A 25,150-nucleotide genomic window follows, 5' to 3' on the forward strand; every position below is an offset into this window, starting at 1 on the left:
TTAGTATTGGCAAAAAATGGATGCTTCTTATGGGGCTTTTTCTATTTCCATGGCCGCCCCGCCGGAAGCTTGCAATTCTAGTTTGAGGGACTGGCCGCCTTTGATGGTCTTTTGTCTGGTGGCAACCTTGGTACGTGTGTCCAAATCAGGGTCATCCTCGTAAAGTGTCACCACATACTTCTTTCCCCGTTGCAGGAACTCCGTGGGTAACGAGAGTGTCCGTGCGTCCATACCGTTCATGACTCCCACAAACCATTTTTGTCCGCTGCGCCGTGCGATGGCTACGTACTCACCGATTTGCCCGTCTATCGGGTAGGTCTCGTCCCATGTGGTCGGTACGTGTTTCCAGAAGTCCAGTTCCTTTTCGCCTCGGTAGAGTTGGGGCGTGTCGTACCAATAGAGGAAAGTGATGGGACTGTAATACACCACAGGCATGGCCAATTGGTGGCCGTGTGTGGCTTTTACCCGGTTGTTGAAGTAACAAGGCGTGTAGTCTGCCGGTCCGGCAAGGAAACGCGTGAAGGGTAAGGTGGTGTTGTGCCGTGCGTCGGGCATGGTTTCGTTACCGGCTATGCCTTCCTGGGTCATCAGGTTGGGCAGGGTGCGGCTCAATCCCGTGGGGCGGTACTCGTCATGTATGTCCACCATGATGCCATAATCCGCGCATTTGCGTACGGCGTTATGCAACCAGATGGTCCAGAACTGGTTGCCCACCTGTACGAAACCGAACTTGATGCCTTTGATGCCCCATTTTTTATAAAGGGGAAGTATGTCGTCTAATTGTTGGATCAGGGCGCGTTGGTTCACGTAAACCCATACGCCGATGCCTTTTGTGGCCGCATAGTCGCAAAGCGCTTTGAAATCCAGATCCTTACCTTCGGCCACTTTTGTGGCGTCACTGCTCATGAACATCTCAGGCCCATACCATCCGGCATCCAGTTCTATGTATTGCAGGCCTCGTTCGGCTGCGAAATCCACAGCCGCCAACGCGTCTTTTTGTTTTAACCCACAGCGGAATGCCTTGCCGGGTTTAATCCATGAAAGGTCTCCTTGCAGCGCACAGGGATCGTTCAGGTTCAGGTAGATATGGTTGTGGGCAATCAAATCTACGGGGCGTTCTGCCGCCATGATGACGCGCCAAGGCGTATCGTAGGGCGAGATGACATCCGCGCAGTCATACATGTTGGCCGTGACGGTGTTCGGCCGGGAAGGGGAAAGTCCGAACTTGGTACGCACATAATCGCGCATGCGGGCTTCGCCCAAGGACACGGTCAATCCGTCCGGCAGCTTCATGGTCAAGGGGCGTTCGCTTTCTCCGTCCCATCCCTTTAGCGGCAGCAATGTGATGGGGGCCTGTGCCCACGGTTCATAGTAGGCCATGGTGCCTTCGGGCATGGCAAATTCGGTCAGTTCCTTGGTGATATGCAGGAACAGCCCGTTGGTGGTAACAGGGAAGTGGTAGCGGAAAGCCACGCCTTCGTTGTAAGCCCTCACTTCCACGTTCATGAAATAAGTACGGGAACGGTCATAACCGTCCGGTGCTTTTTCCGAAGGGGCTTCTCCTTTCCTGAACTTGACACACAGGCTGCGGTAATGGTCTGGGATTTCTGCCCGTTCGCCATATAAAGGTTTCCATGTCTCTTTGTGTTCGGCAGAATCCGCCCCGATAAAAGCCCGGTTGTCGCCCCACTGCTTGCAAGGGTCGTTAGGAATGCCGAGGGCACTTTCCAATAATTTGTTTTCTATGTCTACTCCCAGGTCTGATTTCCCTATAATCTTTTTTCCCTTGTATGATAAGGTGTAGGACAGCCGGGTTGCACCGTCCGAATCCTCTTGCGTAAAGGTGAACTCGTAATTGCGGTCGGGCGACCATAGTTTGTAAGTGTGTGGCGAGGCCCATCCCGAGGTGGCCAACCACAACATGCACAAAGAAATGAATTGTTTTTTCATTGATGGTAAAATTTGATTTTTAAAACCTTGTTCATATCCTAATACGATTGGGAAAGGCAATTCACTTACGCCAAACTGATTTTTTTTCTTTTCGAGTCAGTATTTTGCGGTTTTCAATCGTATTAGGATATAGAAGCGTTTAATGATTTAGATATAAGATGAAAAAGTTTTTTGTTTGTGTGGGAGGACTTTTCCTCTCCTTTTCGCTGTATGCGCAGCAAGTCAAGCATCCGGCCTTGCTGTTTACAAAGGCGAGGGTGGAAGCGGCCAAGTCGAGGATGGAGTCGGATACCTGCATGGCCCGTTGTTGGGAGGACATCCGCAAGGTGGCCGACGGGGCTTTGAAAGGAAATAATTTCCGGAGGGCGGACTATCTATCTTTGGCTTACCTGATGACAGGCGACCAACGTTATGCCGACCGTTTGAAGTCCATTTTGCAATCGTTGACGAGTGCCAAGACATGGGGAAGCGAGGAAATGCTGTCGCGGAAGCCCGTATGGCGGTCCGATTTGGGGTTGTCCCACAAATGCCTGATGTCCGCCCTGGCGTACGATGCCATTTACGAGACCTTGTCCGAAAAAGAAAGGAAGGATTTGGCAGAAAAGTTGCTCCGTCTCGGGTTGGAACCGGCTTTGGGCGACTGGGTATTGGAACCCACGCGTATCCATACCCTCAATTCCATGGGACATAACTGGTGGACCTCTTGCGTGTACAATGCGGGCTTGTTGGCTTTGGCGTTGCAGAACGAGCTGCCTCAGGCCCGCGAGTGGGCGGCAACCTTGAATGAGGTCATGCCCGAATGGTTCGGTTTTGCCGGGGACGTGTTGCAAAACAAGATGAAGACGTTCGACGAGGCCGGAGGTATGTACGAAAGCCTCAACTATGCCAACTTCGGCATACAGGAAGCTTTGCAGTACAGGATAGCCTGGCAGAACGTGCATCCCGGCCGGAAGGCTTCTCCCGTGCCACAACTGGAAAAGCTGCCCGATTATTTCCTGCAAGTATGTTATCCGCGTACGGGCATTCTTTATGATGTAGGATTCGGTGATAGTCATAAGAATGTGACGGCGGAGTCGAGCATGATGCTCTTGTATGCTTTGGGGATACAGCGTCCGGACATGCTGTGGTACTTCAACCAGGTACAGGAAGGGCAACATCGTGACGGTTATTTCCGCAACCGCCCCATGGGGTTCCTGTACATGCCGGACACACGGAAGGCTCCCGAAACACCGGATTTGCCGACCTCATGGCTGCTGAAAGATTTCGGATGGGCCATGGTGCGCGATTCATGGAAAAAGGATGCCACGATGTTGGCCGTCAAGAGCGGGCATACCTGGAACCACTCGCATGCCGATGCCAATTCGCTCATACTCTTCCATAAAGGCGTGGACATCCTCAAGGATGCAGGAAATTGTGGTTATGCCAATCCTGAATACCGGGGATATTTCTTCCAAAGCGATGCGCACAACGTGGTGCTTTTCAACGGCGAAGGGCAGTCGCGGGAACAGCAGTATGAAGGCTCTTATCTGCGCGGTAGCCTGCATCATCTGATGGATAACGGGCAGGTGAAATACGTGTTGGCCAACGGTACGGGGCCGATGGCGGACAAGTTCAGCCGGAATTTCCGCCATTTCCTTTGGATGGATAAGGTCATTTACGTGATAGACGACATCAAGGCACATCATGCCGGGCACTTCGAATGGTTGTGGCATTATAGCGGAAAAGCCGTGAAGCGGGGGCCGGACTTGACCGTCACGTCGGATAGTGCGTCTGTCATCATCCGTCCGCTTTATCCCCGTCTGCTGGCCTTGTCCGATTTCGTGCATGACTATCCGGAAGATTTGTATTGGGAAGTGAAGACCGGACCGACGGAAGACTTGAAAGGCAAAGAGGAGTATTATTCATTCCATTTGCCCGGTGAGCATAAACGCATCAAAGGGTTGACCGCCATCATCCTGAAAGACCATCCCGGAGACAAAGACCTGCCTTATATGGAGAAACGCGAAGGCAAGGACTGGATAGGGCTGCGGGTGCGTCGCGGTGGTAAAGTGACCGACATGTATATCAACCAACAGGCCGACGGCAGGTTGATGCACAATAATTCATGGATTGAGGCCGACGGGTGGACCACAGATGCCTATATGTTCACCGTGACGTATGACGAAGGGGCAGATCCGTCTACGGCCGGGGACATCTTCGTTTGCTATGGCAGTGCCCTGCGCCGGGGCGGCGTTTCTTATTATTCTTCCTTGTCGAAGTTGTTCGTGATGCAGCATGCCGAAGGCAAGGAGCTGGATGTGCACGTACAAGGACAGCCCTACGTGCGGGCTGTTTTCCATGCAGGCTCGCGTCCTTCATCCTTGCGGGTGAACGGACATGCAGAAAAGGTGGTCTATGAGGATGGAAATGTGATATTGAAGAAACAGGTTAAATCATAAAAAACATAGATAGATGAAACAAAGAAAATGGTTATGTAGTTTGTTGTGTGCCTGTGCCACTATGGCTTGCGCCCAATCCGTTTATCCCGGCATATACGGGGACAAATTCAAGGAAGGGGTGAAAGTGCCGCTTGCTGCGGAGAGTTTTGAATTGCAGGACGTAAGGTTGTTGCCGGGGCGTTTCCGCGACAACATGATGCGGGACTCCGTTTGGATGGTGTCTATTGGCGTGGACCGCTTGTTGCATGGTTTCCGGACCACGGCCGGTATCTTTGCGGGGCGAGAGGGCGGTTACATGACCGTGAAGAAGTTGGGCGGATGGGAGTCCCTAGACTGCGAGTTGCGGGGACATACCACGGGGCATTTCCTTTCGGCCCTGTCATTGATGTATGCCGCGACGGGAAGCGAAGTGTTCAAACTGAAAGGCGACAGTCTTGTGGCCGGTTTGGCAGAGGTGCAGGTTGCCCTTGGGAACGGTTATTTAAGTGCATTTCCTGAAGAACTGATTAACCGTAATATCCGTGCCACAAGTGTTTGGGCACCGTGGTATACTTTGCACAAGATATTCTCCGGGCTGATAGACCAATATCTTTATGCCGGCAACACGCAGGCTTTGGAGGTGGCGGGGAAGATGGGCGACTGGGCCTATGCGAAACTCAAACCCCTTTCGGAAGAGACGCGCCGCAAGATGATAAGGAACGAGTTCGGAGGCATCAACGAGTCGTTTTACAACCTTTATGCCTTGACGGGCGACGAACGTTACAAATGGTTGGCCGGTTTCTTCTACCACAACGAGGTCATCGACCCATTGAAGGCGCAAAAGGACGATTTGGGCACGAAGCACACGAACACGTTCATCCCGAAAGTGTTGGCCGAGGCCCGGAATTATGAACTGACCGGCGATGCGGACAGCAAGGCCCTGAGCGAGTTTTTCTGGCATACGATGATTGACCGTCACACGTTTGCGCCGGGTTGCAGCAGCGACAAGGAACATTATTTCCCCACGGACAAGTTCACCGCGCATATCAGCGGTTATACAGGCGAGACCTGTTGCACATACAACATGCTGAAACTGAGCCGCCACTTGTTTTGTTGGGATGCTTCGCCCGAGGTGGCCGATTATTACGAACGTGCCTTGTACAACCACATCCTCGGCCAACAGGACCCTGCGTCGGGGATGGTGGCCTATTTCCTTCCTTTGCAGACGGGTACGCACCGGGTGTACAGCACGCCCGAGAACTCGTTTTGGTGCTGTGTGGGCAGCGGGTTCGAGAACCACGCCAAGTATGCCGAAGCCATTTATTATCATGACCGGGACGGCATCTTCGTGAATCTGTTTATCCCTTCCGAAGTGAAATGGCAGGAAAAAGGACTGGTCTTGCGGCAGGATACCCGTTTCCCCGAAGAGGGCAAGGTGACGTTTACGGTCGGGTTGGACGAGCCGAAGCAGCTGACGGTAAGGCTCCGCTATCCGTCATGGAGCAGTGAGGTCTACGTGAAAGTCAACGGCAAGAAGGTGAAAGTGCGGCAAAAGCCCGGCTCATATATCCTCCTGTCGCGCCGTTGGAAGGATGGCGACCGTATAGAAGCGGATTATGCCATGGGACTGCGTCTGGAGCGTACACCGGACGGGACGGAGCGTGGGGCTTTGCTTTACGGGCCGGTGGTACTGGCCGGTGAATTGGGGACGGAAGGCATGCAAGCGCCTGCACCGTATTCCGATCCGGCGAAGTACAATGATTATTATTCGTACGACTATCATATTCCCGAAGGACTGCCCTGTGCGTTGCGTTGGGACGAGAAGCATCCCGGCAACGTGTTGCAACGCAAGGGAAAGGCTTTGGCGTTCGTCACGCCCGACGGCGTGGAGGTCAAGCCCTTGTATGATGTCCATCGCCAACGTTACGTGGTATATTGGAATTTGCGCTGACACCTATCTCTCGTGTCAGGACTGTGCCGATGAAAACAGAAAGCCATTCTTGCCGTGCCGGGGGCAGGAATGGCTTTCGTCTTGTTTTATTTCTTGATCGTGTAGGAGACCGACTGTCCGGCTTTTACTTTCACCTTGTCTTTCCATTTGAGGAAAGCGTTGTCGCCCAAAGGTTTCTTCGCTGATTCGCCGTTTTCGGCCACGAGGGTGACTTCCGCATCGTATGCCGTGGGGTTGGTGAGGCGGAGAACAAGCCGTTTGGTGTCGTTTTTTACCACCTGTGCCTCCACGTGGTCGAACACGTAGAACCGGCCGAGGTCGGTGCGGACATATATGCCCGGTATTTCCAAAGCCATCAACGCCCCGTTCGTCTCGTTCCATCCCGTTTCCCATCCGTCGGCCCGCGAACCGCGCCGGTCGGAATCGCAGTAAGTGAGGCGTTCCGTGATTTTGCCGTTGGGTTGGATGCCCTCGGCATGCGCATGGATGATGTCGCGCAGGAGTTCGGCATACAACGTGTCGCCCGTGGCACGGTAGAGTTTGAACAGCGCGTCGCCCGACTGTGTGCAGAATCCCGGCGCGCCATGTTTGTTTTGTGTGCTGGCCCATACGGCACCTGTCAAGTTGGCTCCCAACTGGGCCAATGGCGTGTCGTCGGGCAGACGGTAGTCGAACGAGACGGTCCACGAGGCACATAAATGAGCCAGGTCTTGGGCTTGTTGCAGGTAACCGGCTTTTCCGGTCTTTTCGTATAGGGTCGTCAAGGAGGTCATCAGGGCGGCGGCGGTTTCGGAATCGGAGTTCTGTAGGATGTCCCCGCATCCGCCCGAAGTGAAGCCTACGATGGAAAACTGGCGGTAGAAGTCGGATGCAGCCTGTTCGGCCACTTTCAAGTACTCCGGATGGCAGAAGTATTCCGCAGCCAGAGCCAGGCCGCCCACGGCCATTGCCCCGCTCGTGGTGTTGAACACGGCCACTTTTCCTGTTTCCACGTGCAGGTAGTTCCCCCACGTGCCTTCTTCTTTCCACGTGCGTACGAATGCGTCGGCCAGTTTGCGCACGGCATCTTCCCACTCGGGCCGGATGCGGTCGCTTTTGCCCATCCGCTTCATCAGGTCGAATTGTTTCACCATCCAATAGAGCACGTCGGCATTGCGGCGCGTCACCGCCACGCCCGGCACTACGGCGGCGGCATCGCGGTTGAGCATCGTGCCGTCCGGTTGCAGGATGTCATAGTAATAACCGCTTTTCCCTTTGGCACGAGGCAAGGCGAAGTCGAACGTGCGGGCCACGCGGCGCAGGTGCTCGTCGTCGCCAATGGCAAGCATGGGATAGGTGTTGATGAGTCCGCCAATCCATCCGTACGACATCCAGTCGGCCGTTTCGGGGCGGTAGAACTCCACACTGTCTTTTTGGTAATAGCGTGCGTCGATGTTCCGGTCCATGATGGACAACACTTCGCTCATCGGCACGAGGTGGCGTGGGGCGGCGCATCGGATATGGCGTTTGCGGTCGTGCATGAAGTGGCCGAGCAGTTGCGGCACGTCGTGGCAGGGATAGCTGAGGCGGGTCACGCGGATGGTGATTTCGTCTCCCTTGCGTATCGCGAGGCCGCGGTCCGGACTGGGGCTGAAGCCGATGAACTCCGGCTTTTTCTCCCTCACGCCGGGCGCACTGATGACGAACGAGGCCATGCTGCGGTCCGGAGCCTCTTCCACTATCAGTGCGTGGTCTATGATTTGTCCGTCCCGTTCGATTCCCTGGTCGGTCAGGAGGAGAACACCTTCTTGCTTTTGCCGGTCGAGGAATGCGATGACCGGAGTGGCGGCGTTGCATACGCTCACCTCCAAACGGGAGGAGCTGCCGAAATCAGGCGAAAGCTGCGGGATGGGGTTGGAGGTCAGGGCCAGGTCCGGACGGTCATAATCCGACGGGTCGAGCCCCGTGGCGTAATTGCGGTTCACGATGCGTTGGCGGTTGCCGTTGTAGACGGAAGCCGGAATCATCACGTAATTGTCGCTCGTCCAACGGTAGCGGTCGAAAGCCACGGCCACACCGGATTCAGGCATGTCTTTTAAAGCCTTGAAGCGGAACGTGAACAGTTCGCCGTCCTGCACCTTTTGTTTTTCCGTGCGGACTTCCCATTCGGGGTTTCTGCCGTCTATGGGCGTGCGGCTAACTAACCGTTCTTTGTCGTAACGGCATCCCAATAATCGGATTTCGCGGTTTTCCTCCGGCGTTGCCGGAAGCCATTTCTGTGCTTGCAGGCACAACGGGCATAGCAAGAGGTATCCCGTTAAAAGTTTCTGTTTGATCATCATCGGATGGATTTGAAATGAGAATCGTGTTTTCGGTCGCAAATTTATCATATTTCCTCTCTCCCTCCAAAAAATCTGAAAGATAGTTTTGCCTGTATGGAATGGCTTCACTTGGGGGTATAGTGCTGACAAAATGTCAATCAAAGCACTTTTGATAGAGCTGTTAAATGCCATAAATAGAAACGAAATGTTAATAGGACACCGGATGAAATGTTTCTATGCCGCATTTCTTTCATTTTTTTACGCTTTTTTGCTTGCCGCTTTCAGCCAAATGATTTTTCATTCGGCTGAAAGCGATATTTTTTTCTGCGCAGAAAAAAATAAAAACCTCCGCAAATGGGTCGGAAACAAAGAAGATTCCGTGGTGGAAGCATCATGGAAAAGCTCTTTTTCGAGCTATTTCACGACGATGGGCGTACAAGGAACTAATGACAAGATGTAAAGTGAATGTGGGTAAAAGATGACCGCTTAGCCGTAAATGTCCGCAGGATTTGGGCTTTGCCGTGAGGCCGAGTCGGTATGAATCCCGAGTGAGTGTCTTTCTGTTCCGGTGCCATCGTGCGAGAATGCATCGTGGGGAGCTGTTTGTCTTTTAGGAGGGAAATGGCGCATTCTCGCATGTGTGTCTTTTGCATTTTGACATTTTGTTTTTATGTGGCTTTTCGTTCAAAATGGGGTGCCGTTTCGTTCAATTTCATGAATACGTTTTCGGGCAGGAGTGGTATGGCTTATCTTTGTAAGTAGTGGGAGCCTTCCGGATTTTAACGAGTGGCATGGCTTGGGCTTTTTGTGGTGTAGCAAATTTTTTTGAATATGTTACATCGCATGTAATTCGAGTTGTTTTTTAGGCTCGTTTGTGGGTGAAAACTATATATTTGCAACGTTTACGGAATATAAACTTTAAGGAAAACCGGAAAAACATGAATGAATCAAATCAAACATTTGCAGGAATGACCCGTTATCGTTGGGTCGTGTGTTCCATGTTGTTTCTGGCTACGGCCATCAACTACATGGACCGTCAGGTTTTATCGCTGACGTGGAAGGATTTTATTGCGCCTGAATTCGGGTGGAACGACACGGACTATGGGCTTATCACGGGGTGTTTCTCCATTGTGTACGCCATAGCCATGTTGGTCGTCGGCAAGTTTATCGACAAGGTAGGTGCGCGGCGCGGTTATTTGTGGGCCATAGGGCTGTGGTCGGCCGGGGCGTGCCTCCATGCCTTTTGCGGGATTGCCACTAACGGGCTGTTGGGTGGCGAGTGGCTGACGGATTTCGCGGGGGCGCGGCAGAACCTGGCTACGTTGCAGACGGTGGGGGACGGTGTGTGGACCGTGGCCACTGTCAGCGTCTGGCTTTTTTTGGCAGCCCGCTGCGTGTTGGCCATTGGCGAATCCGGAAATTTTCCGGCAGCCATCAAGATTACGGCAGAATATTTTCCGAAAAAGGACCGTGGGTTCGCTACCAGTGTGTTCAACAGCGGGGCACAGATTGGTGCCTTGCTTGCTCCTTTCGTCATACCTTTGCTGGCCCGTTGTTGGGGTTGGGAGATGTCCTTCCTCTTGGTGGGTGCCGTGGGCTTCGTCTGGATGGGCGTTTGGGTGTATGTGTATGATGCGCCGCAGAAAAGCAAGCGTGTCAATGCTGCGGAACTGGCCTACATTGAGCAGGATTCCGCCGCCGATGCTCCTTTAGCCGAAGGTACGGATGAGGCTCGTCCGACGAGGGGTATCGGCATTTGGAAGTGCCTGACTTATCGCCAGACATGGGCTGTCGTGGCCGGACGTTTCCTGCCCGATGGCGTGTGGTGGTTCTTCCTCTTTTGGGCACCGGCTTACGTGCATGATGTCTACGGATACAGTTCGGACTCCACGACGGGCATGTTACTCATTTTCACCCTCTATCTGATTTCGATGCTTTCCATCGTGGGGGGCTATTTGCCCACATGGTTCGTGGGGCACAAGGGTATGAACCCTTATGCCGGACGCATGCGCGCCATGCTTATTTATGCCTTCTTTCCCCTTATCGGCTTGGTGGCCCAGCCTTTGGGGAGTTGGTCGTATTGGTTTCCCATCGTGATAATCGGCATCATCGGGGCGGCGCATCAGAGTTGGAGCGCGAATGTCTATTCCGTGGTGGGCGACATGTTTCCCAAATCCGCCGTGGCCACAGTGACGGGTATTGGTGGTATGTCGGGCGGTATCGGTTGTTTGCTGTTCAACATGTGTTCCGGTATGTTGTTTACCTATTCCAAGGAAACGCAGATGGAGTTTTTAGGCTTCCGGGGTATCGAAGCCGGTTATATGATAGTATTTATGGTGGCGTCGTTAGGGTATCTGTTGAGTTGGGTCATCATCAAACTCTTGGTGCCGCGCTACCAGTTGATTAAAGAATAGGAGACAAGAAACATGAAACCATTTATGGACAAGGATTTCCTGCTCGGGACGGATACCGCGCGGGAGCTTTATCACGGGCATGCCGAACGTTTGCCTGTCATTGATTACCATTGCCATCTCGACCCACGGATGGTGGCGGAGGACTACCGCTTCCGTTCCATTACGGAATTGTGGTTGGGGGGAGACCATTACAAGTGGCGTGCCATGCGCACTAACGGGGTGGACGAACGTTACATTACGGGCGATGCTTCCGATTGGGAAAAGTTTGAAAAATGGGCGGAGACAGTACCCTATACCTTGCGCAACCCGTTGTACCACTGGACGCATCTGGAACTGCGCACGGCTTTCGGCATCGACAAATTGTTGAACCCCTCAACGGCTCGCGAGATTTACGAAGAATGCAACGAGAAACTGGCACAACCTGGGTTTTCCGCACGTGGGCTGATGCGGCATTACCATGTGGAAACAGTATGCACCACCGATGACCCGGTGGACAGTTTGGAATACCATATCGCCGCGAAAGCGAGCGGTTTTGAGATCCGGATGCTCCCGACGTGGCGACCGGACAAAGCGATGGCCGTGGAGAGTCCCTCGTCATTCCGCGACTATGTGGGGCGGTTGGAGCAAGTTTCCGGGCAGACCATTTCCTGTTATGCCGATTTTGTCGGAGCATTGGAAGCACGTCATGACTTCTTTGCCGCACAAGGCTGCCGTCTTTCAGACCACGGGCTGTCGGAATTCTATGCAGAAGATTATGTGGAAAACGACATTAAGCGGTTGTTTGACAAGGTATATGGCGGTACGCCTTTGGACGGTGCGGAATGTGCCCGTTTCAAGTCGGCCATGTTGGTGGAGTTTGCCCGGATGGATGCCGAAAAGGGATGGACACAACAATTCCATTACGGGACGATACGCAATGCCAACAGTCGGATGATGCGTCTCGTGGGGCCGGATACGGGTTTCGATTCCATCGGCGAGTTCAATACCGCCCTCTCCATGGCACGGTTCCTTGACCGCTTGGACAGCCGTGGCATCCTCCCCCGAACCATCCTCTACAACCTGAACCCGGCGGCCAACGAGATGGTGGCCACGATGATTGGTAATTTCCAGGACGGGAGCGTGCCGGGCAAGATACAGTTCGGTTCGGGATGGTGGTTCAACGACCAGAAGGACGGGATGGAGCGGCAGATGAACGCCCTTTCCGTGCTCGGCCTGTTGAGCCGTTTTGTAGGGATGCTGACCGACTCGCGGTCGTTCCTTTCCTACCCGCGCCATGAATACTTCCGCCGCACGCTCTGTAACCTTTTGGGGCGTGACGTGGAGAAGGGCGAGATGCCCGTAGGCGAAATGCCGCGCATCCGGCAGATGGTGGAAGACATCTGCTATTACAATGCCAAAAACTATTTTAGGTTCTAAAGAAAAGAAGATATGGAAAAAACTTGGAGATGGTTCGGGAAGAAAGACAAAATCACGTTGTCCATGTTGCGCCAGATTGGCGTGGAAGGCATCGTGACGGCTTTGCATGACATCCCGAACGGGGAAATCTGGCCTTACGAGGCAGTGGCGGAAATGCGGGACTATGTCGCAGCGGCCGGTCTGCGTTGGTCGGTGGTGGAAAGCCTTCCGGTGAGTGAAAGCATCAAGTATGGCGGTCCTGACCGTGACCGCCTGATAGAGAACTATATCGTGAGCTTGGCCAATCTGGGCAAGGCCGGTATCAAGACGGTGTGCTACAACTTCATGCCCGTGCTCGACTGGGCGCGTACCGACTTGGAATATCCGAATGCGGACGGCACGTCGTCGCTTTATTTCGACCGTGCGGATTTCGCCTATTTCGATTGTTGCATCCTGAAGCGAGAAGGGGCGGAAACCGATTACGGGGCAGACATCATGGAACAGGTGGAACGGAAGAAAGCTGTGATGACACCGGAGGATGACCATAAACTGGTGGAAAACATCATCATCAAGACGCAGGGGTTCGTGAACGGTAATATCAAGGAAGACGATGAGAAGCCGGTGGAAATCTTCCGCGAGCTGCTCGGCCTGTATAAAGGTATAGACCGTGATGCCTTGCGCGAGAACATGCGTTATTTCCTCTCCGCCGTCATGCCGGTATGCGAGCAATACGGGGTGGACATGTGCGTGCATCCCGACGATCCTCCCTTGCAGATACTGGGGTTGCCACGCATCGTGACGTGCGACGAGGACATCACTTGGTTCCTGAACGCTGTGGACAACCCGCACAACGGGTTGACGTTCTGTGCCGGTTCGTTGAGTGCCGGAGCGCACAATAATGTGCCGGAACTGGCACGCAAGTATGCTTCTCGCACGAAATTCGTGCATCTGCGCAGCACGGACGTGCTGCCCGGCGGCAATTTCAAGGAAGCTTCCCATCTGGCCGGACGTGCGGGCATCATTGATTTGGTACGCACGTTCCAAAAGGAGAATCCTTCCTTGCCGATGAGGGTAGACCATGCTCCTCTGATGTTGGGCGACGAGAAGATGGGGTACAATGCCGGTTACTCTTTCCACGGGCGCATGTTGGCCCTTGGGCAGATGGAAGGGGTTATGGCAGTAGTGAACCGTGAGATAGCGGAAGGAAAAATTTGAAAATGGATAAAGGTTAAAAATAAACGGACATGAAGAATTTATTTGATATTCAAGGACAAGTGGTGGTCGTTACCGGCGGTACGGGTGTGCTAGGCCGGGAAATCGGGGAGTACCTTGCCCTGCAAGGTGCCAAGGTGGTACTGATGGGGCGTAATGAAGAGACCGGCAAACAGATAGCGGATGATATTTGCGGAAAAGGCGGCGAGGTGATGTTTCTGAAAACGGATGTGATGAATCCGGTCGTAGTGGAGCAGAACCTGCAAGACGTGTTGTCGGCCTACGGCAAGGTGGATGCCTTGCTCAATGCGGCGGGCGGCAACATGCCGGGTGCCACCATTGCGCCGACCGGGACGTTCTTCGACCTCAAGGTGGAAGAGTTCGAACGGGTGTTGAATGTAAACCTTACGGGAACGGTCATCCCCACGCAGATATTCCTCCGCCCGATGGTGGAGGCAGGAAAGGGCGCGATTGTCAATTTCAGTTCCATGGCGGCTTTCCGTCCCATGACCCGCGTGTGCGGTTATGCGGCAGCCAAAGCGGGCATTTCCAACTTCACGGCCTTCTTGGCCAATGAAGTAGCCACGAAATTCACTTCCGGCATCCGTGTGAACGCCATCGCGCCGGGCTTCTTCCTGACGAACCAGAACCGTGCGCTGCTTACCAACCCCGACGGTAGCCTGACACCGCGCGGCGAGGATGTCATCCGCCAGACACCGTTCAAACGTTTCGGCCGTCCCGAAGAGCTTTGCGGCACGATACACTATCTCATCAGCGATGCCTCGGCCTTCGTTACCGGGACGGTGGCCGTGGTGGATGGGGGCTTCAATGCCTTTGCCATGTGACGGTTCTTCCAGTCCGTTCTGTTTCAAGCAGAGCGGACTTCTATGAATTTAACTTTAAATTGTGTGTGATGAAAAAGTCTCTTAGGATTTCCGCTCATCTTCTATTGCCTTCTCTATTGTGCTGTGTGGCTATATTTTTTAATTCATGTGATTTGCGATTAAATCAAGCCTTGGAGCGAGCCGGAAGTAACCGTATGGAACTTGAAAAAGTGTTGGAACATTTCGAAAGTGAGAAAGACGGCTTCAAATATGAAGCGGCCAGATTTCTCATTGAAAACATGCCTTTTCATTCTACATGTGTAGGTCCGGCAACTCGGCTATACGATTCGTTGTATTTAAAAACGGCTATGGAGCCGCTCAACGACAGGACAAATTATTTCAACCGGCATGCGATGGCTGTTGATGATTCCCAAACCAGGATGGTGGCAGATATAACGGCAGTAAGAGCAGGCTATCTCATCAAAATGATAAATTATGCCTGTGACGTATGGAGGAATATGGGTTGGAACAGGGAATATGACAAGACCGTTTTCTTTGAGTACGTACTTCCTTACAGGCTGAACAACGAGTTGCTGAGTGATTGGCATGAGGGAATCGAAGAGGAGTTTCCTTTATTGAAGAAGAATGATATAATTACTCGCCGGGGATTGCAATATGAAGCTGAAAACGGACACCTTCTATCTTCCGGCATAAAAGAAGCTGACGGTGCGTCGTGTCATAGGTGTGCTACGCTTTGTTCTGTTCAATCGGAGGTTGCCTTTAATGTCGTTTCCAACAATGATGCGAAGAAGCGCCTAATTATGAGATATGCCACTATGGCACAAAATCTTACTGCTCTTTTAAAAGTCAATGGAGAGGTTGTCGATACATTGAATTTGGCCAAAACACGTAACATGGATACTTTTGTTGAAAAGTGGTTTAATAAGGCGTTTAATATAAAGAAAGGCGCGAATGTGGTAACTCTTTGTAACCCGTCTGGTTTATTGGATTTGGATTATGTACAGTTTAGTTCGGTTGAACCTTATCCAGACAGAGGGCAAACAGACTTTTCTACGGATTATTATTATGTCAGTAATAAGCAAACTCATAACTATATCACCTTTGATTTTTCACAAGGTTCAAAATTGTCAGGAATAGAGCTTTACCCCTTGTCTGAAAGCGACAGTACCCAGTTGCTTCGGTTGGATTATCAAGGATACCTGTTATGGAAAATACATTCTTGTATAAAGGACTCTATAGACCGATGTCTTGAGGTTAAATTCGGTACACCAGAAACATTATGCCCATACTCCGTGGTTTCACAAGGATATTCTGTTTTGCGTCCATTTCAAAATTGGGCTATAATTCCGGTTGGTGGTGGTTATTTCCGTATTATGAATAAACATACGGGAATGTATCTCGACTCAGAGAAAGACATGCAATCCGGTGTGGAATATCTGGTACAGGCTCCATATTCTGAAGAGGATACGCAAAAATGGTGTTTTGAAAAGTGCGGAGGACGTGAACACTCCAATCCTGTTTATTCTATTGGTTCGGCCATTTCGGAAGCTATTCGTGTTTATGACGTGGCACATCAGTTTGAATTCTATACGAATAATGGTTTGCTTTCACCTAAAGGGTACACCTTATTTAAGGCAAAGTCCGGGAAATGTTTGGATGAAGCGGATTTCTCCATCTATTTGTGTCGCCACCTTGGGATTCCTGCGGCAGAAGACTTTGCTCCACAGTGGGGAAACCGGAGCCAAGGGCATTCTTGGAGTGTTATTATTAAGCCGGATGGTAAATCGGTGACGTTTTATGCAGGTAATGTTCCGGGGGATACCGTGCACTATTTCCATCCTTATAAGAAGCCCAAGGTTTTTCGAAGGTGTTTTTCTCTAAATCGAAAGATGGCCGAAGATATGGAGGGTGAGACGGAAGTACCTGTCTTATTTCAGAATCCGCGATATACGGATGTGACGGAAGAATATTGTCCGATATCAGATGTGACTATGAATGTACCCTGTGATTTCGTGGAAAACCATCGTTTGGCATACATCTGTGTGTTCGATAATCACAATTGGGTGCCAGTCTATTATGGTCGGATAAAAGGAGGAAAAGTTACATTTAAATCCATGGGGCGTGACATAGTTTATATGGCAGCTGTTTATGAGAATGGGCAAATAGTGCCGTTCGGTGATCCGTTTCTTCTTAAGAAAGACGGAAAAATTATGAGTCTCAAGGCTGATATACATAAATGTCAAACCATGGAACTGGTGCGTAAATATCCTTTTATGGGAGCGGAGGATTTTTTTAATTTCCGTATGGATGGAGGACAGTTTCAAGGTTCCAACCATTCTGATTTTTCTGATAGTACTGTTTTCTATATCCACAAAGGAATTACGGATGGGAACTGGTATGATATTCCTGTCAAAGATGATAGGACATACAAATATTTACGCTATATCGGAGGAAAAGGCTCGTATTGCAATATCAATGAACTTGTCTTTTTTGACAAAGGCGGGAAGAAAGTCATTGGGGAAATTATCGGGTCGGAGGGAGAAGCTTGGGCCAGAAAAGAAAATGTTTTCGATGGCAATATCCTTACAGGGTTTTGTGCCAAAAGTCCAGATGGAAATTGGGTCGGCCTTAAACTGCCATCGGGGACCCGAATATCCCGGTTGCGCTTTATTCCACGTAATGACGGTAACTGTATAGAGGTAGGGGATGACTATGTCTTGTATTGTTGGATGGAAAGTCGTTGGAAGGAACTTGTCCATCAAAAAGCCAAGGGCAACGAACTTTGCCTTACAGGTATACCTAGTGGAGGGCTTTATCTTCTGAAAGATTTGACCAAAGGTTCAGAAGAACGTATATTTTCATATGAGAATGGTTTGCAAGTGTGGTGGTGAAAGTTGTTTAGAAGCGTGAAAGATAATTTTCGTGCAATAGTTGCCTGACCAAACAGGTAAAAAGGGCGGAATCCGAAAAGCTAGAGTAGGAAGAATTTTAAAAAGTTAAAAAATGAAATTTTCAAAAGCGGCTGTACCTCTATGTGCAATAGTGGCAGCAAGTGTCACCTTTATGGTGGGCTGTAATGATGATTCGGATTTTTTTGATGAACCGGCAGGTCTTGATGTCAATCAGACAGTTCCTTTGTTTAAAAGGAATTCTCAGTTTGATATAACGACAGGAAATCAATTGCCTCCCAGTACTTTTGATGTTCCAAAAGAGGAGGACGAATGTATGCTTAATGCGATTCTTCAAATTGCAGTAGACAAGAAAAAGAAAGTTTTTGGACGTACCATAGGTAGAGATGCACAAGGTAATATTTATACTGCAGCTCAGGCTTATGCTGAAGTGAAGAAATTTGCAATGGAGTATAAAAAGGTTGATGGAAACGGAAACGTGGACGCGAATTATCAGCCGTATACGGGTGGTGCAATGAAACCTTCTTTGGCAGCGGAGATTGGTCGGCAAAGTGGTATTCTCAAGGGGGAGATATTGTCTTTTGATTCTTATGAAGAAATGCAGGCTCATGTTTCTACTTCGGAATGGAAAAAAGCACATCCTGGTGGCACGTATATTATTAATTCTAATAGTGAACAGCATGCAAGTATTTGTACAGGAGTAAATAAAAATGGTATTATTAGTATTAAATCGGCAGAGAATGGACGAAGTAAAATGAATCCCGACAAGTATGATTATACTGGATTTTCTATTATATATTAGATAGAATAAAGCCCAGTGAAAATATAGCAAACGCTATTAAATGTAGGTTTGAAACAAAAACGGTAGAAGATGTTATTATATGTTAATGGTGTAGGAGCTTGCTTGTAGCTCCTATACTTCATTCAAAGCATGCGTATGGAAAAAAGAATATGGTTTTTTATAGCACTTATGTGGGGCTGCATGTCATTGATACATGGTAGACCCAAGTTTATAAAGGGTGGATTCGAGTTTGAGGTTTTATATGACGGGAGTGTGTTGGTATCCAGGGCACGTACTGTTTACAAATCACAAGAACCTATGGAGAAGGAATTTCACATTCCAGCTTCGGTAGAGCACGAGGGGAAGACTTACAAGGTACAAGGCGTGGCACCGGATGGGTTTTCCGGTTGTGCGGAAATACGTCATTTGGTAGTAGATGAAGGAGTGTCTACGTTTGGTGACAATGCTTTTGGTGCTTGCATCAATCTTGAAACGGTGAAGCTTCCGGCTTCGGCGGGTTATGGACGTCATATGTTTGTCGGTTGTCGGAACCTTAAATCCATTGTGGTAGATCCGGATAATGATTTCATAGATTCGAGAGACTGTTGCAATGCCATCATAGATACAGAACTTGACAAACTTGTTGTTGCATGTCCGGCTGCGACTGTTCCTTCCAGTGTGAAGTCCATTGGGGAGGAAGCTTTTGCTTATTGTCATGGCATGAAGGAAATTAGAATCCCTGAAGGAGTTCGCGAAATAGGGAAATGGGCTTTTGACGGATGTGTGGATTTGGAACATGTTATTCTCCCTCGGTCACTTAAGAGCATAGGCGAAGCTGCTTTTTGTGGATGTGAATCCTTGAAATCTTTGTATATACCCGAAAATGTTGAGCAGATAGATGCGGGAGAATATCCAGGATTGTTTTGGGGATGTCACAGTTTGTCTTCGGTTGTTGTAGACCGGAAAAACTCGTTTTATGATTCTCGCCGGAATTGTAATGCAATTATAGAGACCGGTAGTTTGAAGTTGATAGCGGGATGTGCTGTTTCCCGGCTTGTGGAAGGTGTGGAATGTATCGGAGGATATGCTTTTGCCGGAACGCAGATTCGTGAAATTCATATTCCCGAAAGCATGACATTGTTTTCTGTGAATGCTTTTGATAGTTGTGATGCTTTGTCCAGAATAACAGTGCATAAGGATAACCCTGTGTATAGTTCACCAGACAGTTGCAATGCCATTATCAGGAGAGATTCTGCGGTTCTTGTTTTAGGATGTGCGGCTTCTTCTATTCCCAATGGTGTGAAAAGGATTGGCAAATCGGCATTCTCGGCAAAGCCGTTATTGAAAAACATACTTTTCCTTCCGGATGGTTTGGAGGCTATCGAAGATGGTGCATTTGCTCGTTGCCCAAATCTTTTTGAAGTTGTTATACCTCACTCTGTAACATCCATAGGAGAGTTTGCATTTACACAATGTCCCCAACTGGCCATTGTGCAAATGTCGGGAGGTGTGAAAGAACTGCAAGAGTATGTGTTTATGAATTGCAACAAACTTGCTGTCATAGATTTTCCTGAAGGGATTTCTGTCATCCGTAGCTATGCGTTTGATGGTTGCGGCAAACTGAATCACGTCGTCTTTCCATCTTCGCTTACTTTAATAGAGGATGGTGCATTTTCCGGTTGCCCTTGTGAGGAGGATGTAAAAAAGTTGAACTTGCATTAATCGGTTGTTATGAATACAAAGTTTGTACATTACCCCACATTGTTTGTGTGCATGGGGAGCGTGTTTTGCATATCTGCGGCTCATCTTGAACTTGCAGATGCCATACGGCGTTGTTGGACTTGGGCGGCCATTATCGTGGCATCCGGATATTACGGGGGAAGGTTGCTGATTTCCCATACTTTCATAAAACCGTTGCCATTGGACAAGATACTTAAGACATTCTGTTGTGTGGGGATTTTGGAAATAGTATATGCATCGCTTCAACTTTCAGGAATGGTACATAGCTATTTCTGTTTTCATTCCTTTTCCGGAAGTTTTGAGAATCCGGCTGTGTTTGGCATGCTCTTGTCATTTTGTCTGCCTGTCAGTTATTATTATGCTTTGAAGTCGAGTGCAAAAGAGAGTTCTTTTTGGTCGTTAGTGTCTTCACTTTTCTTTTTATTCATTATCCTCTCCGATTCCAGGACGGCCTTACTGTCTTCTCTTTTTGCTCTTTTAATAGTCAGTTATATGGAATTGATGCAAATAAAATCCTTGTTCAGAAAGAAATACTTCTTGTTCGCGTTAATAATTGGGGTGATATTTTTAGTTGGTGTGCTTTATGTGTATAAACCGGAGTCGGCCAACGGGCGGTTTCTGATATGGAGTATTGCCTTGGGAATGATAGCGGATTGTCCGTTTTATGGTTGGGGGACAGGGGGATTCGTCTCGCAATATATGAACAGGCAAGCCGAATATTTCATTTTGAATCCGGATTCTTCTTTCAGCCTTTTGGCCGGAGAAGTCAGCCATCCGTTTAATGAATTTATATTGGTAGCGGTGAACTATGGTATTGCTGTACTTATTGGTGTGCTTGTTTTTATGGGGTTCACGTTGCGTATGATTTTGTGTTCCATGTATCCACAGAGGGGGCTTATGGCAAGTATTTGGGTGGTGTTAAACGTCTGGTGTTGTTTTTCTTATCCTTTTGCAGTTCCGTTCGTATGGCTTATTATATTGTTGCTTTTTTATGTGGCGTATGGGGCATCCGTCAAGTTACATAAACCAAAGCTTGTGTCTATCGGCATATTGTGTATCTGTATTTTTTCTTTTTTTGTTGTTTTTTCTTGTTATAAAAAAGAATTTTATAGGATTCATATTCAGGAGCAGGCTGAATCAAATATCGATGATAAGGTTATGGCGCGATATGCCATTATGTATGAAGACTATAAGGACAATCGCTTGTTCTTATATAATTATGGCGCGTTACTTCACTATACGGGGAAATATGAAGAAAGCCTGAAAGTGCTGAAAGAATGTGCTGTTCGTATGGCTGATTATAATGTAAGGATACTGATGGCTGATGATTTTTTCCATTTGGATATGCCGGATTCGGCTATTAAAGAATATCGTTATGCGCATGCCATGATTCCTTGTCGTTATCTTCCTCTTTATTATGAAATGAAATTATATCAGGAATCTGGTGACGAATATCGGGCAAAGGAACTTGCCAAAATCATCTTGGACAAGGCGAATAAGGTGAAAAAATCGCCAAAGGTAAGGAGTATAAAAAAAGAAGCGGAAGAAATCCTGAGAAAGTAAAAAGAAGGAGTGGCAAAAAATACTAACTACCAATTTTGTTGATAAATTTCTGATAAAAAGATAAGTGTATGAAGAATTTTTTTATGAAATGGTTGATATCTCTTATGGTTGTGATGTGCCAGGTATCTTGCAGTGATACAGAAGAGGTGGATATGGTATCAATGTGTCCAGACAGTGTAGGCACGAGTAAAGTGAGTTTGGTGAAGGAAATGTTGTCAGCTACAGATTCTTCTTTCTTCGCTTCTTTATTACCTTTATTGGAACGGGATCGAGTGATACGCCTTGACAGCCGTGACGATTTGTCTGTGTGGTTACCGGACACGTTGCCAGTGCCTGAGGATTTGGATTTCGAACGGTATACTTATTTGTTGGGGAGCGCGGAACTTTATTCTCCCTCATATTATGTGAAACGTGACACGTTGGTGGAAGTTGGCGAGCACTTTGAATACTTATTTGACTACTTTTATTCCCCTGCCGATACTTCTTCCGTCCGTTTGATTTGTGGGAAATATGCCAAACTTCCGGCATCGTGCGGTGTGTCGCTTTCGGTGAGGAGCGAACGTGGTTTGGGATTGATATACACTACGAATGTTTTAAAGAGTGGTTTGTCGACTCCCGAACTTGATATGGAAGACAAGGAATTTGCTTTGATACGTATGATACCGGATTTCTTAAAGTATGTGACGTGGCCTGAAGCTTGGGACTATACATTCTTTTATACGGTGGATTACAGCCGTTATTCTGTGATACTTTGGAAATACACTGTAGAAAGTGGTGTGTGGGTGAAAGGTTTTAAAGTGGAACTTGTTCCCTTGTCGCCAACCTTGTACCGCTATGAGGTCACACACGAGTTCTATCCGTCTTTGATTGGTGAGAAAACTACTGCTTATATGGCTTCCGTCATAGACAAGGTTCCTGATAGTGTCACGATAGACTATGTTTTTAATGAAATAAAACCGTGGTGAATTGTAATGGGTATGCGTACTTCAGTTGGTGGCAGTCACCATGGGCCGTAGAATAGCGGGTGGACATCGTGGAATTTGTCTGCAATGAGTTGGCCGTTGGTGTAGAGATGTGTCGCACCGTTACGGTGTACAATGTCAAACAAGTGTCCGCTGCATTCATTCGGGATGTCAACGGTATTTCATTACCCGCTTTTTTATCTTGTAATGTAGAATTGCAGAAACGCTTGTGGCAAATATATGGATAATTTTTGGCCATGCAAAAGAACCCTCCACAAAAGATGTCTCTATGAAAGACAAATCCGCGTGGAGGGTGCTAAAAGAAGTGTGTGGAATATTTACTTGCTATTTTTCATTAAGGCATGGATGCGTCTGGCTTCAGCTTCGGGATAATAATAAACTTCCGTGGCCGGATGGAAAATATAGTTTTCGTATTTCAATAACTGTAACCGGGCAAACTTCTTATCTTCCGACATGAGGATATCCAGTCTGACTGTAGTATTGTCCACCGGAGCTACAGGAATGCATTCGGGAACCCCATTAGCTTCAATGACATGTTGCAATGTATCAAAATATTCCGGAGAATAGTATAGATGGTATTCTTTAATTGTACTGCCGGTAGGAGCATATACGGTTCTGGAGGCATGGCTCAAAATCCGTATCATGCCATAAATGGCCATACTTCCTCCACACGCCATGAAAACGAGCGAAAGGATATTGCTGTCTGTAGTGTGCATCGTAAGGGTAAGCGATACCATGAAAACGCCTATTGTTATAAGTATGCCGGATGAGACAGCGTTACGTGAGTTGAATCTTTTTTGGATATCCTGTTCGTTAGGACGTTGGGCTATAGCTTGATTTTCCATATCTTTTTAATTATAAAATAAAACATAATGAGATAATACACTATTATTCCGGCAAAATGAACCTTTGCCAGTCTGTCTATAAATCGGATAAGGAAATCTCGCTAAATGAGTAGGCGGCATAAAGCGAACACATAGTATTCGCATGAAGGTTGGCAGTAGAATGGGGCTGCCGTTTCGAATTGTTTGCCATTGGTGCTCATTCCGCATAGTGCAGATAATCGTTTTTGGGTGCGGAATGGCAGGTATTGCAAAGTCTGTAAATGGAAATTTTGCAGAGAACGTGTAGGTTGGGCTGTCAATACCCGTGCCCATACGATTTCCGGTGAAATTTCCCCATCGAATAAGACTTGTGACTTTACCGTGTGTAACTCTTGCTGTTTGTGTACATTTTCGGCATATACTTTTTTACTTTCCGAGTGTTGTTCACGGAAAGCGTTCGTATTGGCAGAAATTAGAAATGTAATGGCTGCAAATAGGAATGACAGTATGATTTTTTGAAAATGCTTCATTAATAGTACAAAGATACGCACTCTTTTGTCTTTTGAACAAAAGAGTGGAATCCTTTTAACTTAATTTATGTAGCTGTTGGAGTATAAACACCTCTGTTTATATCCACATCCTGATGCGCCGCATGGCTTCGATGCAGTCTTCGCGCTCGCCGAAAGCCGTGAGGCGGAGGTAGCCTTCACCGTTGGGGCCGAAGCCTACGCCCGGTGTGCCGACTACGTTTACTTCGTATAGCAGTTGCTCGAAAAAACGCCAGGAACCCGTGTTATCGGGTGTTTTCAGCCAAATGTAGGGCGCATTGACTCCGCCATAGACCTTGAATCCGGCAGATTGCAGGCCTTCGCGCATGATGTGTGCGTTTTCCATATAATAGTCGATGGTGGCTTTCACTTGCGCCTTGCCTTCTGCCGTATAGATGGCTTCCGCTCCGCGTTGGGTGATGTAACTCGTGCCGTTGAACTTGGTGCATTGGCGGCGATTCCAGAGTTTGTTGACGGGGACACGTTCGCCCTCCAAGGTGGCGGCTGTCAGTTCTTTGGGTACTACCGTATAACCGCAGCGCACACCTGTGAACCCTGCCGTTTTGGAAAAGCTACGGAACTCGATGGCACAACGTTTCGCACCTTTGATTTCGTAGATGGAGTGGGGAACATCGTCTTCACGGATGTAGGCTTCGTATGCGGCATCGAAGAAAATCAAGGTGTCATTGGCTAAGGCGTAATCCACCCATTTTTTCAGTTCCGTCTTAGTTAGGGTTGTGCCGGTCGGGTTGTTGGGATAACATAGGTAGATGATGTCTATGCGCCGGTCGGGAATTTGCGGGATGAAATGGTTCTCTGCCGTGCAGGGCAGGTAGGTGACATTGCTCCACTTCCCGTCTTCTCCCAATTCGCCGGATCGTCCGCACATGACATTGCTGTCTATGTAGACCGGATAGATGGGGTCGGTCACGCCCATACTGTTGTCCCAACGCAGGACCTCACCGATGTTGCCGGTGTCACTTTTGGCACCGTCGTTGATGAAGATTTCAGTAGGGCTCAGGCTGATGCCGCGAGAAGCGAAATCATTTTTGAGGATGGCTTCAATCAGGAAATCATAGCCTTGCTCTGGTCCGTATCCATGGAATGTTTCAGCCGTGGACATTTCGTCCACGGCCTTATGCATGGCCGTGATACATGCCTGTGGCAGCGGACGGGTCACATCCCCTATACCCAGGCGGATGAGCCTTTTGCCCGGGTGGGTCACTTTGAACGTGTTTATTTTCTTGGCGATGTCCGAGAATAAATAGTTTCCCGGCAGTTTGAGGTAATGTTCGTTTACTAATGCCATAATGCTATG

General features: G+C 48.9%; 16 protein-coding genes. 12 read left to right on the forward strand and 4 right to left on the reverse strand.

Going from position 1 to position 25,150, the window contains the following annotated elements:
- Positions 1-27 precede the first annotated feature (27 nt).
- Positions 28-1,950, reverse strand: coding sequence for a glycoside hydrolase family 97 protein (locus E0E47_RS16195; protein ID WP_130894184.1), 1,923 nt, complete (start codon positions 1,948-1,950; stop codon positions 28-30).
- 158 nt (positions 1,951-2,108) lie between these two features.
- Between E0E47_RS16195 and E0E47_RS16200 the strand changes: the two genes are divergently transcribed.
- Positions 2,109-4,388: a heparinase II/III domain-containing protein gene (locus tag E0E47_RS16200; protein WP_130894185.1), complete on the forward strand. Its 2,280-nt coding sequence runs from the start codon at positions 2,109-2,111 to the stop codon at positions 4,386-4,388.
- A 13-nt stretch (positions 4,389-4,401) separates the two neighbouring features.
- Entirely contained in the window at positions 4,402-6,318 is a 1,917-nt protein-coding gene (locus E0E47_RS16205; RefSeq protein ID WP_130894186.1) for a glycoside hydrolase family 127 protein, read from the forward strand.
- An 86-nt stretch (positions 6,319-6,404) separates the two neighbouring features.
- Here the strand turns inward: E0E47_RS16205 and E0E47_RS16210 are convergent, their stop codons facing one another.
- Positions 6,405-8,639, reverse strand: coding sequence for a YyaL domain-containing protein (locus tag E0E47_RS16210; RefSeq protein ID WP_172604726.1), 2,235 nt, complete (start codon positions 8,637-8,639; stop codon positions 6,405-6,407).
- 130 nt (positions 8,640-8,769) lie between these two features.
- On the opposite strand from E0E47_RS16210, the gene E0E47_RS16215 reads away from it, so the two are divergent.
- The 10 genes from E0E47_RS16215 (at position 8,770) to E0E47_RS16260 (ending at position 22,442) form a co-directional block, all read left to right on the forward strand.
- Positions 8,770-9,078, forward strand: coding sequence for a hypothetical protein (locus E0E47_RS16215; protein ID WP_130894187.1), 309 nt, complete (start codon positions 8,770-8,772; stop codon positions 9,076-9,078).
- 478 nt (positions 9,079-9,556) lie between these two features.
- Positions 9,557-11,032: an MFS transporter gene (locus tag E0E47_RS16220; protein WP_232038486.1), complete on the forward strand. Its 1,476-nt coding sequence runs from the start codon at positions 9,557-9,559 to the stop codon at positions 11,030-11,032.
- Between the two features lie 12 nt (positions 11,033-11,044).
- Positions 11,045-12,448, forward strand: a complete 1,404-nt coding sequence (uxaC, locus tag E0E47_RS16225) for a glucuronate isomerase (RefSeq protein WP_130894188.1) — start codon at positions 11,045-11,047, stop codon at positions 12,446-12,448.
- Between the two features lie 12 nt (positions 12,449-12,460).
- Positions 12,461-13,642 carry a mannonate dehydratase gene (uxuA, locus tag E0E47_RS16230; protein WP_130894189.1) on the forward strand — a complete coding sequence of 394 codons (1,182 nt, stop codon included), beginning with the start codon at positions 12,461-12,463 and terminating at the stop codon, positions 13,640-13,642.
- A 29-nt stretch (positions 13,643-13,671) separates the two neighbouring features.
- The gene (locus E0E47_RS16235; protein ID WP_008628459.1) at positions 13,672-14,484 is read left to right on the forward strand and encodes an SDR family oxidoreductase; all 813 of its coding nucleotides are present in this window, start codon (positions 13,672-13,674) and stop codon (positions 14,482-14,484) included.
- Positions 14,485-14,678: 194 nt separating this feature from the next.
- The gene (locus E0E47_RS16240; RefSeq protein WP_172604727.1) at positions 14,679-17,375 is read left to right on the forward strand and encodes an RICIN domain-containing protein; all 2,697 of its coding nucleotides are present in this window, start codon (positions 14,679-14,681) and stop codon (positions 17,373-17,375) included.
- Positions 17,376-17,487: 112 nt separating this feature from the next.
- Positions 17,488-18,195, forward strand: coding sequence for a hypothetical protein (locus E0E47_RS16245; protein ID WP_130894191.1), 708 nt, complete (start codon positions 17,488-17,490; stop codon positions 18,193-18,195).
- A gap of 135 nt (positions 18,196-18,330) precedes the next feature.
- Positions 18,331-19,896, forward strand: coding sequence for a leucine-rich repeat domain-containing protein (locus E0E47_RS16250; RefSeq protein WP_172604728.1), 1,566 nt, complete (start codon positions 18,331-18,333; stop codon positions 19,894-19,896).
- Between the two features lie 339 nt (positions 19,897-20,235).
- Complete coding sequence (locus E0E47_RS16255; RefSeq protein ID WP_232038534.1) at positions 20,236-21,477, forward strand: O-antigen ligase family protein; 1,242 nt, start codon at positions 20,236-20,238, stop codon at positions 21,475-21,477.
- A gap of 68 nt (positions 21,478-21,545) precedes the next feature.
- On the forward strand, positions 21,546-22,442 hold the full coding sequence (locus tag E0E47_RS16260) for a hypothetical protein (protein ID WP_130894194.1): 897 nt from the start codon (positions 21,546-21,548) through the stop codon (positions 22,440-22,442).
- Positions 22,443-22,777: 335 nt separating this feature from the next.
- On the opposite strand, the gene E0E47_RS16265 is transcribed toward E0E47_RS16260, so the two are convergent.
- The gene (locus E0E47_RS16265; protein WP_130894195.1) at positions 22,778-23,305 is read right to left on the reverse strand and encodes a hypothetical protein; all 528 of its coding nucleotides are present in this window, start codon (positions 23,303-23,305) and stop codon (positions 22,778-22,780) included.
- 606 nt (positions 23,306-23,911) lie between these two features.
- Complete coding sequence (locus tag E0E47_RS16275) at positions 23,912-25,141, reverse strand: LL-diaminopimelate aminotransferase (protein ID WP_008628450.1); 1,230 nt, start codon at positions 25,139-25,141, stop codon at positions 23,912-23,914.
- Positions 25,142-25,150 lie beyond the last annotated feature (9 nt).

It is taken from the genome of Paraprevotella xylaniphila YIT 11841 (assembly GCF_900683745.1).
Lineage (GTDB): Bacteria > Bacteroidota > Bacteroidia > Bacteroidales > Bacteroidaceae > Paraprevotella > Paraprevotella xylaniphila.